Source organism: Streptomyces sp. NPDC056527, assembly GCF_042794475.1.
Taxonomy (GTDB): domain Bacteria; phylum Actinomycetota; class Actinomycetes; order Streptomycetales; family Streptomycetaceae; genus Streptomyces.
The window spans coordinates 1-12,644 of record NZ_JBHTTQ010000155.1; the positions used below are offsets into that span (position 1 = coordinate 1).

Here is a 12,644-nt window from a genome sequence, read left to right on the forward strand (position 1 = left end):
CCGACGTGTCGTCGGCGGGCTGTCGGTCACCTGTCGGGCTTCTGTCGGTGCGTTGTCGGTGGCGGCTGCTCTCATGAGGGCATGACGCGATCCGCACACAACGCCGTCGAGGTACGAGGCCTCGTGAAGCACTACGGCGAGACGAAGGCCCTCGACGGGGTCGACCTCGATGTCCGGGAGGGCACGGTCCTCGGCGTGCTCGGCCCGAACGGGGCGGGCAAGACCACCCTCGTCCGCTGCCTCTCCACCCTCATCGTCCCGGACTCCGGGACCGCCACCGTCGCGGGCTACGACGTGGTGAAGCAGCCGCGCCAGCTCCGCCGCACGATCGGCCTCACCGGCCAGTACGCCTCGGTCGACGAGAAGCTCTCCGGCTGGGAGAACCTCTACATGATCGGGCGGCTGCTCGACCTCTCCCGCAAGGACGCCCGGCGCCGCGCCGACGACCTCCTGGAGCGGTTCTCGCTCACCGAGGCCGCCAAGCGGCCCGCGATGCAGTACTCCGGCGGAATGCGCCGGCGGCTCGACCTCGCCGCCTCGATGATCGGGCAGCCCGCCGTCCTCTACCTGGACGAGCCCACCACCGGCCTCGACCCGCGCACGCGCAACGAGGTCTGGGACGAGGTCAAGCGGATGGTCGCCGAGGGCGTGACCGTGCTGCTGACCACGCAGTACATGGAGGAGGCGGAGCAGCTCGCGAGCGAGCTGACCGTCATCGACCGGGGCAGGGTCATCGCCAACGGCAAGGTCGACGAGCTCAAGGCCCGCGTCGGCGGCCGCACGCTCACGATCCGCCCGGTGGACCCTGCCGACCTGCCCGCGATGGCCGCCGCGCTGCGCGAGTCGGGCCTGGACGGCATCGCCGGATCCACCGTCGTCCCCGACGAGGGCGTGCTGTACGTCCCGATCCTGAGCGACGAGCAACTGACCGCCGTCGTGGGCCTGCTGGGCGCGCGCGGGTACGGCATCGCCCACATCGGCACGCACCTGCCCAGCCTGGACGAGGTCTTCCTCGCCATCACGGGCGAGAAGACCACCGTTTCCGACACGACCCTCGAGGAGGTCGCCGCGTGAGCACCACGACGACCACACAGCTCACCAAGGCTCCCGTCGACGCTCCCGGTCCCGCCCCGGTGCGCACGGCGCCCGGCGGCGAGGGCCGGATCGGCCTGCGCGCCAACCTCCGCCACATCGGCGCCCTGGCCCGCCGGAACGCCCTGCAGATCAAGCAGGACCCGGAGTCGATGTTCGACGTCGTCCTGATGCCGATCATCTTCGTCCTGCTCTTCGTGTACGTCTTCGGCGGAGCCATCTCCGGCAAGGGCAACAACGACGCGTACGTGAACTACGTGGTCCCCGGCCTGATGGCGATGATGGGCATGAACATCGCGATGGCCGTCGGCACGGGCATCAACGACGACTTCAAGAAGGGGGTCATGGACCGGTTCCGGACGATGCCGATCGCCCGGTCCTCCGTCCTCATCGCGAAGATCGTCGTCGAGATCGGCCGGATGCTGATCGCCACCGCGATCCTGCTCGGCATGGGCTTCCTGCTGGGCCTGGAGATCAAGGGCTCGGTCCTGGATCTCTTCGCCGCCGTCGGTCTGTCCATGGTCTTCGGCGCCTCGCTGATGTGGATCTTCATCCTGCTCGGTCTCGCTATGAAGACGGCCCAGGCCGTCCAGGGAATGGCCATGATCGTTCTGATGCCGCTGCAGTTCGGCTCCTCGATCTTCGCCCCGCCGACCTCGATGCCCGGCTGGCTGGAGACCTTCACCGACTACAACCCGCTGTCGAACCTCGCCGACGCCGCCCGCGCCATGATCAACGGCACCCCGGTCGGCGACTCGGTGTGGATGACGCTCGGCTGGGCCGTGGTGATCACGGCCGTGACGGCGCCGCTCGCGGTCGCCAAGTTCCGCAAGAAGACCTGAGTCCCGCGGATCTCAGGGCTCGACGCGCCCGTTGATCGCGTCGGCGCCGCGTGCGAGCAGGGCGGCGGCCTCCTCCAGGGAGAGGCCGCCGCCTTCGGCGCGTGCGGACTCGAAGCCCGCGTCGCCGAGCACGGAGCGGGACAGCCGGGTCGCCGCCTCCAGGCTCTCCCGCTCGAGCGGGGAGAGCGGATGGCCCTTCGGGAGCAGCCCTTCCCGGGCGCCGAGAAGCCGGGCCCCGAGCACCGCGACGGCGCCGCCGAGACCGCTCAACGCCCAGGCAGCGGTGGTCAGATGGGCCGCCGGCATCTGCGGGGCGACCGCCATCGACAGGGCGCCTCGCGAACGCTCCAGGGCCTCCCGCACGTGCGGGAGCGCGTCGGCGTACCTGCCGTCCAGGTTGTCCAGCCAGGCCAGGCTACCGAGAGTGAATCCCTCGAAGATGGAGAGGGTGATGGAATCGAACTCCTGCAGCAGTGCGGTCAGATGCTCGCGCGCCTCGGCGGTACGGCCGGTGCGGCCGAGGAGGACCGCGAGGAAGATCCGGGCGGCGAGCATCGGTTCGTGCCCGGGATGACCGGTCTCCAGGACTTCCCGCAGGATCGCCTCGCCCTCCTCGGCCCGGCCGAGCAGCGTGAGCATGTCGGCGTAGCGGGCGCGCAGCAGGGTTTTCTGGGACTGGGCGCCGATCCGCTCGGCGTACTCGATGGCGGCGGCGAAGTCCTGCGCCGCGGCCTCGAAGTCGCAGCGCTTCTCGTGGGCCTCGCCGCGCGAGGCGAGGGCCTCCGCGGCGCCCCAGTCGTCGTCGAGGCGGAGGAAGATCCTCAGGCTCTCGTCGGCGTCGTCGCTCGCCGCGCCGGCGGAGTCGGCGCGGTTGGCGAGAATGTTGGCGCGCAGCTGGAGGGCGCTGGCGAGTTCCCAGTCGTAGCCGTGGGTGCGGCATGCCTCGACGGTGGCGTCCAGTCGCTCGCGCATCCGGCCGACCTCGCCGGTGAGAAGCACGGCGAAGACGGCGAAGAAGCCGGGCAGCCGGCAGGTCTGCGGCAGCCCCGGACGGTACATGGCGGTGATCCGGCGCAGTCGCTCGCCGCCCTCGGGGGTGGTCCACCGGCCGGTCTGGTAGTCCATGTTGAGCAGTTCGACCAGCCGCACCCCGCGGCGGGCCTCCCACAGCAGCTCCTCGCTCAGCGGCGGCGGCGCCGCGGTGCAGGGCTCGAAGAGCGGGGCGACGGGCGGCGCGTCCGGTCCGAAGGGGTCGGGCCCGAGGGCGGCGACGGCCTCGGCCCAGTGCAGGGCGTCGGCGCGCAGATCCCACATCTGCCAGTACCAGAGCAGGCAGTGGACGAGCACGAGGGCCTCGTGCTCGTCGCGAGCGGCGACGGCGCGGCGCAAGGCCGTGCGCAAGTTCTCGTACTCGGTCCGGAACCAGGCCATGGCACGGAGCTGGCCGCCGCCGCGGAGCTCGGGATCCGTGAGGCGGGCGAGTTCGCGGTAGTGGACGAGATGGCGTCGCTCGGTCTCCGCCCGCTCCCCCGCCTCGTCGAGGCGCTCGCCGGCGTACTCGGCGACGGTCTCCAGGAGGCGGTAGCGCATCGTCCCGTCGTCGGCGGGCGCGGCGACGACCAGCGACTTGTCGACGAGGGAGCCGAGGAGGTCGAGGACGTCGTCCGAGGCGGTGCCGCACACCGCCTCCGCCGCCTCCAGGTCGCAGCCGCCCGTGAAGGCAGACAGACGGCGCAGGACGGCCCGTTCGGGTGCGTCGAGCAGGTCCCAGGACCAGTCGACCACCGCGCGGAGGGTCTGCTGCCTGGGCAGGACGGTACGGGCTCCCGAGGTGAGGAGATGGAAGCGGTCGTCGAGGCGGTCGGCGATCTGGCGTGGCGTCAGCAGCCGTAGTCGCGCCGCCGCCAGCTCGATCGCGAGCGGGAGGCCGTCGAGGCGCCGGCAGATCTCGTCGCACGCCTCGGGGTCGTCGCCGGGGTCGAAGCCGGCTCGGGCCGCGGCCCCGCGCTCCCCGAACAGACGCAGCGCGCTGCCGGGCGACAGCGGCTCCACCGGGCGCAGGAACTCCCCGGGGACGCCGAGCGGTTCGCGGCTCGTGGCGAGGACCGTCACGCCCGGGCAGCGGGCGAGCAGCGACTCGGCGAGGGCGGCCGCCGCGTCCACCACGTGTTCGCAGTTGTCCAGGATGAGCAGGAGCCGGCGCGAGGCGCAGTGCTCGACGAGGCGTCCGAGCGGGGTGTCGGTGCCGCGCAGCTCCTCCGCGCCCGCGCCGCGCAGCACCGTCTCGCGCGCCCCGACGGCCCCGAGCACGGCCTCGGTGACGGCCTCGGGGTCGGTCACGGGCGCGAGCTCGGCGAGCCAGACCCCGTCGGGCCACGCCCCGCCGTCGGCGGCATGCTCGGCCGCCTCCTGCGAGAGCCGCGTCTTCCCGGCCCCGCCGGGTCCGAGAAGGGTGACGAGCCGGCTCCCGGACAGGTCGTCTCGAAGCTGGACGATGTCCTGACCGCGCCCGACGAAACTGGTGAGCCGCGCCCGGAGGTTGCCGGGGCGTGCCGGGGCGGCGGGGTGGCCGCCTGCCAGGACGGGCGCGGGCGCGGCAGTGGCGGCGTCGGTGCTCCGCGTGCCGTCGGGCCCGGGGGTGTCACCCTTGCGCCGTGGCTCCTCGACGGCCGACGCGTCCCGCGTGCCGAGTCCGACACGGTCCGGCGCGACGGGCTGTGGGCCCCGGCCCCGTACCCCGGCGTCATGCGCCGGTGACAGCAGCTCCGCGTGGAGGGCCTGGAGTGTGGGGGAGGGGTCGGTGCCGAGGCGGTTCGCCAGGGCGCGGCGGAAGGACTCGTAGGCGGCGAGGGCCTCCGCCGCGCGGCCCGTGTCGCGCAGGGCCCGGATGCGCAGGGCCTGGAGGGGTTCGTCCAGCGGGTGGGCCTCGCAGAGGGCGACCAGTTCGGGGAGGGCCGACGCGCCCTCGTCCAGCGCGAGGGCGGCCTCGAAGCGGGCGCGGCGGGCGTCGAGACGGCGGGCATCCCAACGGGTGGCCTCCGCCGTGCGGTCCGGGAGATCGGCGAGCGCGGGCCCGCGCCACAGGCCGAGGGCCTCGTCGAGCAGCTCCGCCGCCCGCGCCGGGTCGCCCGCGCCGAACGCCCGTATCCCCTCCCCCGCCAGCCGCTCGAATCGGTGCGCGTCCACGTCCTCGGGCCCGGCCGCCAGCCGGTAGCCGCCCGGGGCCGACTCCACCGCGTCCCGCCCGAGCGCCCGCCGCAGCCGCCCCACCAGGGCCTGGAGCGCCGCGGCGCCGTCGGCCGGCGGGGCTCCGTCCCACACCTCGTCGACGAGGACGCCGACCGGCACGGTCCGCCCGGCCCGCAGGGCCAGCACGGTCAGCAGCGCGCGCAGCCGGGCACCGCCGAGGGCGACGGGCGTGCCGTGGACGGTGTGGACCTGGGTGGGGCCGAGGACGGAATAGCGCACAGGCCCTATTCTCCGTGAGCCGGGGATCATCGGAGGAACTCACCCCCGCCCCGGCACGTTTCCCGCACACACCCCGCCGCGCCCCAGGGAGTCCCACCCATGACCACGGCCACCACCCGCAGCCACGAGCGCAGGATCAGCCCGGTCTTCCTGGCGATCCTCGCCGTCATGGCGGTCACCGCCTGGGCCGTGTGGACCGATTTCGCGTCCTCGCCCGGTCTGGCGGTCTTCCTCTTCGTCACCTCGGCGTGGATCGTCTCGCTCTGCCTCCACGAGTACGCCCACGCCCGCACCGCGCTGCACGGCGGCGACATCACGGTCGGCGCGAAGGGGTACCTCACGCTCAACCCCCTCGCCTACACCCATGCCGTGCTGAGCATCATCCTGCCGGTGCTCTTCGTGATCATGGGCGGCATCGGTCTGCCGGGCGGGGCGGTCTTCATCGAGCAGGGCCGGATCCGGGGCCGCTGGAAGCACAGTCTGATCTCGGCGGCGGGTCCCCTGGCGAACGTCCTGTTCGCGGTCGTGTGCACGGCGCCGTTCTGGCTGGACGCGCTGGACGGCGTCCCGCTCGCCTTCCAGTACGCGCTGGCCTTCCTGGCGTTCCTCCAGGTGACGGCCGCGCTTCTGAACTTCCTGCCGGTGCCGGGCCTCGACGGCTACGGGGTGATCGAGCCCTGGCTGTCGTACAGGATCAAGCGGCAGATCGAGCCGTACGCGCCGTACGGCTTCTTCGTCGTGATCGCGCTGCTCTTCGTCCCGGCGGTCAACGGCGCGTTCTTCGACGCGATCGACGCGCTGATGCGGGCGCTGGGCGTGCCGGAGATCTCCCGCTACTGCGGCTCGAACCTGTACCGCTTCTGGCAGGAGACGCCGGAGCTCTGCGAGGTCTAGGACACGGCCTAGGCCGTCTCGGTCACCTTGGCGCGGCGGATGTAGTACCAGGCCATGTTGGAGGAGAGGCCGGCCAGGAGCACCCAGACGACGCCGAGCCAGCTGCCCGAGACGAAGGAGACGACGGCCGCGACGACGGCGAGGACACAGACGGCGAGGGCGTAGAGAGCGAGGCGGGGCATGGGGGTCGGCTCCTGTCCGGGTACGGCTGATGGTGCCCGTCCAGTGTCCCCCATGCCCCCGACCGCTCGGGCCCCGGTCAGACGTCGGTGACGCGCAGGCCCGCGTGGGCCTTGTAACGGCGGTTGACCGAGATCAGGTTGGCGACCAGCGACTCGACCTGGTGGGCGTTGCGCAGCCGGCCCGCGAAGACGCCGCGCATCCCGGGGATGCGGCCGGCGAGCGCCTGGACGATCTCGACGTCGGCGCGCTCCTCGCCGAGGACCATCACGTCCGTGTCGATCTCGTCGATCGAGGGGTCCTGGAGCAGGACGGCCGAGAGGTGGTGGAAGGCGGCGGCGACCCGGGACTCGGGCAGCAACGCGGCGGCCTGCTCGGCCGCGGAGCCCTCCTCGGGCTTGAGCGCGTAGGCGCCCTTCTTGTCGAAGCCGAGCGGGTTGACGCAGTCGACGACGAGCTTGCCGGCGAGTTCGGCGCGCAGCGACTCCAGGGTCTTGGCGTGCCCGTCCCACGGAACGGCGACGATCACGATGTCGCTGCGGCGGGCGCACTCGGCGTTGTCGGCGCCCTCGATGCCGAGGCCCAGCTCGTCTGCGGCGGTCTGCGCGCGCTCGGCGGCGCGCGAGCCGATGATCACCTTCTGGCCGGCCTTCGCGAGCCGGTAGGCGAGACCGCGGCCCTGGTCGCCGGTGCCGCCGAGGACGCCGACGACGAGACCGGAGACGTCGGGGAGGTCCCAGGGGTCCTTGGGGGCGGGGGCGGGAGTGGAGGAAGTCATGGCCTCGACATTACTGGCCGGTGGTGAGGGCGTGTCTCCCGTACGGGTGGTTCCTCGGCAACCGGCCGCCGCGCGGGCCGCGGCTGCGGCAGGATGCGGCGCCATGGATGCCGTACGGGTCGCGTTGCTGCGGGAAGTGCTGGCCGGGACCGAGTGGCCGGCGGCGGCCCGGGGCTTCGCGGGTTCGCTGCGGTCCTCCGTCGTGCCCCACGGGGGCGGGCTGCTCCTGGTGGGGACGTCGGACTACGAGCCCTGGCATCTGGCGGCGCACCTCGTGGACGAGGCGACCTGGTCGGGACAGCCGGAGCTGGTGCCGACGCTGGTGCGCCACCAGGTGCGGCCGGGCGATCCGACGCACCTGGCGGTGGGGCTCGGCCGCCTGGAGTCGGCGCGCCGCGGTGCGACGCTGCTCATGGTGGCGCCGGAACGGCCCGACGCGGGGCTTCTGGAGCGGGTCCACGACGCCCGGAGGGCGGGGGCGACGGTGCTCTCCCTGGACGCCGGCGACCCTGAGGTGCACGGCCTGGCGCACGAGACGCTGACGGTGGCCGCGGACGGGGAGGTCGACCTGGACACGATGCAGCACCTGGTGAGCGCGGCGGCGGGCGAGAACAGCCTGCCGTCCCCCCGCGGCCGCCGCCGTCTCCGCGACCGGCTGTCCCGTCTGGCCGACCATCTGACGTCACCACCACCGCCGGGCTGGTAGCGGTCGACGGAGACGTCACGGCCCGTCGGCCCGCCCCGGCGCCCTCGGGCCGCCGACGGCGACCGGGCGACCTGGCGACCGGCCATGAGTCGGCCGATGGCCGCGGGGATACGGGGACGCATCTGCGCACCGTGGTGCGTGTGCCCTGTGCACGGCCGCGGCCGGAGTGCGGGGCTTCGACGCCGCGGGCCGGTCCGCCCGTGCACGGCGCCCTTACCGTCGTAATTCGGTTGCCGTACGAACGGCCGCCGCCGGAGCATGGCGCCTCGTGACCTCGAAGCTCTCCGCCGTGCTGCCCGATCTGACGCCGTGGCGGTCCTCCCGCGACTTCCGGCTGCTGTGGGTGCAGGGGCTCGTCGCCTTCTTCTCCAGCGCCGTGGCGATGATCGCGCTTCCGCTGCAGATCAAGGAACTGACCGGGTCACCGCTCGCCGTCGGCGCGATGGGCGCGGTCGAGCTCGTCCCGCTGGTCGTCTTCGGGCTCTACGGCGGCGCGCTCGCCGACGCCGTCGACCGGCGCAAGGTCCTCGTCGCCACCGAGGCGGGGCTCGGACTGCTCGCCCTGCTCCTGCTGCTCAACTCGCTCCTGCCCGAGCCGATGCTCTGGCCGCTGTACGTCGTCGCCGCCGGCGTCTCCGCGCTGGCCGGGCTCCAGCGCCCCGCCCTGGACTCGCTGCTCGCCCGGATCGTGCCGCACGACCAGCAGACCGCCGCCGCGGCGCTCAACTCGCTGCGCTGGCAGATGGGCACCATCGCCGGACCGGCCCTCGCGGGTCTGCTCGTGGCGTACGCCGGTCACGCCCCCGCGTACGGCGTGACGATCGCCGGCTTCCTCGCCTCCGTACTCCTGTGTCTGCGGCTCTCCCCCGCGCCGCCCGCGCACGACGCGGACAAGCCGTCCCTCCGCGGGATCGTCGAGGGAGCGCGGTACGCCTGGTCACGGCCGGTGCTGCTCGGTACGTACGTGATCGACCTCGCCGCGATGTTCTTCGCCTTCCCGAACACGATCTTCCCGTTCCTCGCGGACGAGCTGGACGCGGACTGGTCCCTGGGCCTGATGTACGCGGCGGGCTCGGTCGGCTCGCTCGTCCTCGGCCTGACCAGCGGCTGGACCTCACGGATCCGCAGGCACGGGTGGCTGGTCGTCTGCGGTGCCACGGCCTGGGGGCTGGCGATCGCCGCGGCCGGCTGGTTCTCGGACATCTGGCTCGTGCTGCTGTGCCTGGCGTTCGCGGGCGCCGGCGACATGGCGAGCGGCCTGGGCCGCGCCACGATCTGGAACCAGACGATCCCGGAGGAGCTGCGTGGCCGGCTCGCCGGGATCGAGGTCCTCTCCTACAGCGTCGGCCCGCAGCTGGGCCAGGTCCGGGCGGGCGTCATGGCGGGCTGGACGGGGACGCGGGCGGCGGTCTGGTCCGGCGGTGTGGCGTGCGTCGCCTCGGTGGGTCTGCTCTGTCTGACCCTGCCGAAGCTCCTCATGTACGACTCCGACACGGACGAGGACGCCCTGCGGCACAAGGCCGCGCAGGAGGAGCGGGAGGCACGCGACGCGCGGGAGGCCGGGACCGGGGCCCCGGCCTGACGAGCGTGAGCGGGAGGGGCGGCCCCGCGGCCGGGCGATCTCCGAGCCCTCCGACCGGGCGCTCCCTGAGCCGTCCGGCCGAGCGGGGACCGTCTAGTCCGGCGGCTCGTCCAGCTTCGGGGTGTCGTGCCACTTGGGGTCCGTCTCCCACTCCTCGTTCCGTTCCCGCGCGGTCTGCATCGCGTGGGACGCCTCCTCACGTGTGGCGTACGGTCCGAAGCGGTTCTTCGACGGGCACTCCGGGCCCTCCTCGACCTTCTTGTGCTCCAGGCAGTAGTACCACTCGCCCGGTTTGCCCACCGTGCGCTTCTTGAACAGGGCCATCGTCGGCTCCTTCCTCTGAGGCCATGCTGCCCCAGTCGCGGTCGTTAGACTCGCTGACATGTCTGGCCAGTCGCTGCTCGTACCGGGGGAGATCTCCCCCCACCGCTCCGTTCCGGGAGCCATCCGTCGTCCCGAGTACGTCGGGAAGCCCGCACCCACCCCGTACACGGGGCCCGAGGTGCAGGATTCCGACACCGTCGAGCGGATGCGGATCGCCGGCCGCATCGCCGCGCAGGCGATGGAGGAGGCCGCCAAGCACATCGCGCCGGGGGTCACCACGGACGAGCTGGACCGGGTCGCGCACGAGTTCATGTGCGACCACGGGGCGTACCCCTCCACCCTCGGCTACCGCGGCTTCCCCAAGTCGCTCTGCTCCTCGGTCAACGAGGTCATCTGCCACGGCATCCCCGACTCCACCGTCCTCAACGACGGCGACATCGTGAACCTGGACGTCACGGCGTACATCAACGGGGTCCACGGCGACAACAACGCCACCTACCTCTGCGGCGACGTGGACGAGGAGTCCCGGCTGCTCGTCGAGCGCACCCGGGAGTCGCTCGACCGGGCCATCAAGGCGGTCAAGCCGGGCCGCCAGATCAACATCATCGGCCGGGTCATCGAGTCGTACGCCAAGCGCTTCGGTTACGGCGTCGTCCGCGACTTCACCGGGCACGGCATCAACTCGTCCTTCCACTCCGGGCTGATCGTCCCGCACTACGACTCCCCGCACGCCACCACGGTCATCCAGCCCGGCATGACGTTCACGATCGAGCCGATGCTGACGCTGGGCACGCACGAGTACGACATGTGGGACGACGGCTGGACGGTCGTGACCAAGGACCGCAAGCGGACGGCGCAGTTCGAGCACACGCTGGTCGTCACGGAGACAGGGGCCGAAATCCTTACGTTGCCCTGAGCCCGTACCGGGGTAGCTTTTTACCGACAGGTCGTCGGGAACCAGTTGACTTAGGTAAGCCTAAGTAGCAGTATCGCAGCAGGTTCCCGTACCCATCGGTCCCGGAGGCACGCCTTGGACACGCCCTTCTCGACGCTCATCCGCACGGCCTCGCACGAGCAGCACACCGAGGCCGAGACGTCGACCTTCATGAGCGACCTCCTCGGGGGACGTCTCGCCGTGGACGCGTACACGCGGTACACGGAGCAGCTCTGGTTCGTGTACCGCGCGCTGGAAGACGGCGCCGAGGCGCTGAAGAACGACCCGGTCGCCGGGCCCTTCATACAGCCGGAGCTGTTCCGCACCACCGCGCTGGAGCAGGACCTCGCCCACCTCCGGGGCCCGGAGTGGCGCGTCGGGGTCACGCCCCTGCCCGCGACCCTCGCGTACGCCGCCCGCGTGGCGGAGTGCGCGCGGGAGTGGCCGGCGGGCTACGTGGCGCACCACTACACGCGCTACCTGGGCGACCTGTCCGGCGGTCAGATCATCCGTGACAAGGCCGAGCGCACGTGGGGCTTCGCCCGCAAGGGCGACGGCGTCCGGTTCTACGTCTTCGACGAGATCACGAACCCGGCGGCCTTCAAGCGCGGGTACCGGGAGCTGCTCGACGCGGTGAACGCCGACGATCTGGAGAAGCAGCGGATCATCGACGAGTGCAAGCGCGCCTTCGACTTCAACGGCGCGGTCTTCCGCGAGCTGGGAACCGAGTTCCCGCTCAGCGCGTGAGCGTCGCGTGCGCGTGACCGCCCGGCGGGTGCGCGTCGACGCGGGAGTGCGTCACCGCCCGGCGGATGCGTTTCGGCGCGGGCGCGTCACCGCCCGGCGGATGCGCGCCGACGCGGGAGTGCGTCACCGCACGGCGGATGCGTTTCGGCGCGGGGGCGTCCACGGTGAGCGCGTGCGGTGTCTGCACGCGGGAACGTTTCCGCGTGCGCGTCGGCGGTCGGGGGTCAGCGCGGGAGCGTGAGGGTCCGCTCCAGGCGGACGCGTCCGCCCAGTTCGATCACGCCGTCGGGGCCGGGGGCCGTCAGGATCTGTGACCCCCGGCCCTGTGTGATGTTCAGGGCCCGGCCCAGCTCGGCCGTGAGCAGCAGGGCGGCCGCGCCGGTCGCCTCGTCCTCGTCGATGCCGTCCCCGCGCCCCGGGAACGCCCGCGCCCGGATCCGCCCGGCCGCCTCGTCCTCCCAGGCCCAGGCGTAGATCCACTCCCCCGGCTCGGGCACGGAGAGCGCGTCCACCTCCTCGGCCGACGCGTACCGCCGCAGGGTGCGCGGCGGGGCCCATTCGGCGCGGGCCTCGATCCAGGTGAACTCCCCGTCCCCACGCACCCAGACCTCACCCGCGGGCGGGCGGACGAGCTCCAGGTCGAGCAGCCAGGCCGCCCCGACCAGCGGGTGACCGGCGAACGGCAGCCGCACTCCGGGTGTGTATATGTCGACGTTCCCGCGCTCGGGGTCGTCGACGAACACGGTCTCGCTGAAGCCGAGCTCCTTGGCGAGCGCCTGCCGGGACGCCTCGTCGGGATGCGTGCGCCCGTCGCGGACGACACCCAGGGTGTTGCCGTACCGGCCGTCGCCCGCGCAGAAGACGCGAAGGACGTCGATGTCGGTGGCGCTACTCGTCACGGTCGTGTGCATGGCGGAATTCAAGCATCCAGGCGTCCCATTCCGCCGCTCCACCGGGAATCGGCCATCCCGTGGTGCGTCCATGGTCGCCCTCGGCGCACAGGACGAGGGCGTCGGGGTGCTCCTCTCGGCGCAGGCGCATGCCCTGCACGCGGCAGGGTGGGCGGCTGGGCCGCACCGCCGTTTCCGGGGTGCGGC

13 protein-coding genes are annotated in these 12,644 nt (G+C 72.7%); 7 read left to right on the plus strand and 6 right to left on the minus strand.

The window, feature by feature from the left end; genetic code table 11:
• Positions 1–81: 81 nt before the first annotated feature.
• Positions 82–1,074: an ATP-binding cassette domain-containing protein gene (locus ACFQ7Q_RS35800; protein ID WP_383562684.1), complete on the plus strand. Its 993-nt coding sequence runs from the start codon at positions 82–84 to the stop codon at positions 1,072–1,074.
• Positions 1,071–1,934, plus strand: coding sequence for an ABC transporter permease (locus ACFQ7Q_RS35805; RefSeq protein WP_383562687.1), 864 nt, complete (start codon positions 1,071–1,073; stop codon positions 1,932–1,934). The genes ACFQ7Q_RS35800 and ACFQ7Q_RS35805 overlap by 4 nt, the downstream gene beginning before the upstream one ends.
• A gap of 12 nt (positions 1,935–1,946) precedes the next feature.
• Here the strand turns inward: ACFQ7Q_RS35805 and ACFQ7Q_RS35810 are convergent, their stop codons facing one another.
• The gene (locus ACFQ7Q_RS35810; protein ID WP_383562690.1) at positions 1,947–5,402 is read right to left on the minus strand and encodes a BTAD domain-containing putative transcriptional regulator; all 3,456 of its coding nucleotides are present in this window, start codon (positions 5,400–5,402) and stop codon (positions 1,947–1,949) included.
• A 99-nt stretch (positions 5,403–5,501) separates the two neighbouring features.
• On the opposite strand from ACFQ7Q_RS35810, the gene ACFQ7Q_RS35815 reads away from it, so the two are divergent.
• Entirely contained in the window at positions 5,502–6,296 is a 795-nt protein-coding gene (locus ACFQ7Q_RS35815) for a site-2 protease family protein (protein WP_383562693.1), read from the plus strand.
• Between the two features lie 8 nt (positions 6,297–6,304).
• On the opposite strand, the gene ACFQ7Q_RS35820 is transcribed toward ACFQ7Q_RS35815, so the two are convergent.
• Positions 6,305–6,532: a hypothetical protein gene (locus tag ACFQ7Q_RS35820; RefSeq protein ID WP_383562696.1), complete on the minus strand. Its 228-nt coding sequence runs from the start codon at positions 6,530–6,532 to the stop codon at positions 6,305–6,307.
• A gap of 23 nt (positions 6,533–6,555) precedes the next feature.
• Positions 6,556–7,254 (minus strand): NADPH-dependent F420 reductase, encoded by a 699-nt coding sequence (gene npdG, locus ACFQ7Q_RS35825; RefSeq protein ID WP_383562699.1) that lies wholly within the window; start codon positions 7,252–7,254, stop codon positions 6,556–6,558.
• A gap of 103 nt (positions 7,255–7,357) precedes the next feature.
• Here npdG and ACFQ7Q_RS35830 point away from each other — a divergent pair, with 103 nt between their 5' ends.
• The gene (locus tag ACFQ7Q_RS35830) at positions 7,358–7,960 is read left to right on the plus strand and encodes a hypothetical protein (protein WP_383562702.1); all 603 of its coding nucleotides are present in this window, start codon (positions 7,358–7,360) and stop codon (positions 7,958–7,960) included.
• A gap of 268 nt (positions 7,961–8,228) precedes the next feature.
• Positions 8,229–9,542 (plus strand): MFS transporter, encoded by a 1,314-nt coding sequence (locus ACFQ7Q_RS35835; RefSeq protein WP_383562705.1) that lies wholly within the window; start codon positions 8,229–8,231, stop codon positions 9,540–9,542.
• A 93-nt stretch (positions 9,543–9,635) separates the two neighbouring features.
• On the opposite strand, the gene ACFQ7Q_RS35840 is transcribed toward ACFQ7Q_RS35835, so the two are convergent.
• Positions 9,636–9,866 (minus strand): hypothetical protein, encoded by a 231-nt coding sequence (locus ACFQ7Q_RS35840; RefSeq protein WP_383562708.1) that lies wholly within the window; start codon positions 9,864–9,866, stop codon positions 9,636–9,638.
• A 58-nt stretch (positions 9,867–9,924) separates the two neighbouring features.
• Between ACFQ7Q_RS35840 and map the strand changes: the two genes are divergently transcribed.
• On the plus strand, positions 9,925–10,782 hold the full coding sequence (gene map, locus ACFQ7Q_RS35845) for a type I methionyl aminopeptidase (RefSeq protein ID WP_383562711.1): 858 nt from the start codon (positions 9,925–9,927) through the stop codon (positions 10,780–10,782).
• Between the two features lie 114 nt (positions 10,783–10,896).
• Positions 10,897–11,547 (plus strand): heme oxygenase (biliverdin-producing), encoded by a 651-nt coding sequence (locus tag ACFQ7Q_RS35850; protein WP_383562714.1) that lies wholly within the window; start codon positions 10,897–10,899, stop codon positions 11,545–11,547.
• Here ACFQ7Q_RS35850 and ACFQ7Q_RS35855 read toward each other — a convergent pair.
• Complete coding sequence (locus ACFQ7Q_RS35855) at positions 11,537–11,734, minus strand: hypothetical protein (protein WP_383562717.1); 198 nt, start codon at positions 11,732–11,734, stop codon at positions 11,537–11,539. The genes ACFQ7Q_RS35850 and ACFQ7Q_RS35855 overlap by 11 nt on opposite strands.
• Positions 11,735–11,771: 37 nt before the next feature.
• Positions 11,772–12,458, minus strand: a complete 687-nt coding sequence (locus ACFQ7Q_RS35860; RefSeq protein ID WP_383562719.1) for a PhzF family phenazine biosynthesis protein — start codon at positions 12,456–12,458, stop codon at positions 11,772–11,774.
• Positions 12,459–12,644: the final 186 nt, after the last annotated feature.

Excerpts from the sequence above, each read along its gene's own strand:
- ACFQ7Q_RS35840 (WP_383562708.1), bottom strand. The coding sequence starts at position 9,866 with ATGGCCCTGTTCAAGAAGCGCACGGTGGGCAAACCGGGCGAGTGGTAC.
- ACFQ7Q_RS35800 (WP_383562684.1), top strand. The coding sequence starts at position 82 with ATGACGCGATCCGCACACAACGCCGTCGAGGTACGAGGCCTCGTGAAG.
- map (WP_383562711.1), top strand. The coding sequence starts at position 9,925 with ATGTCTGGCCAGTCGCTGCTCGTACCGGGGGAGATCTCCCCCCACCGC.
- npdG (WP_383562699.1), bottom strand. The coding sequence starts at position 7,254 with ATGACTTCCTCCACTCCCGCCCCCGCCCCCAAGGACCCCTGGGACCTC.
- ACFQ7Q_RS35830 (WP_383562702.1), top strand. The coding sequence starts at position 7,358 with ATGGATGCCGTACGGGTCGCGTTGCTGCGGGAAGTGCTGGCCGGGACC.
- ACFQ7Q_RS35860 (WP_383562719.1), bottom strand. The coding sequence starts at position 12,458 with ATGCACACGACCGTGACGAGTAGCGCCACCGACATCGACGTCCTTCGC.
- ACFQ7Q_RS35820 (WP_383562696.1), bottom strand. The coding sequence starts at position 6,532 with ATGGGGGACACTGGACGGGCACCATCAGCCGTACCCGGACAGGAGCCG.
- ACFQ7Q_RS35815 (WP_383562693.1), top strand. The coding sequence starts at position 5,502 with ATGACCACGGCCACCACCCGCAGCCACGAGCGCAGGATCAGCCCGGTC.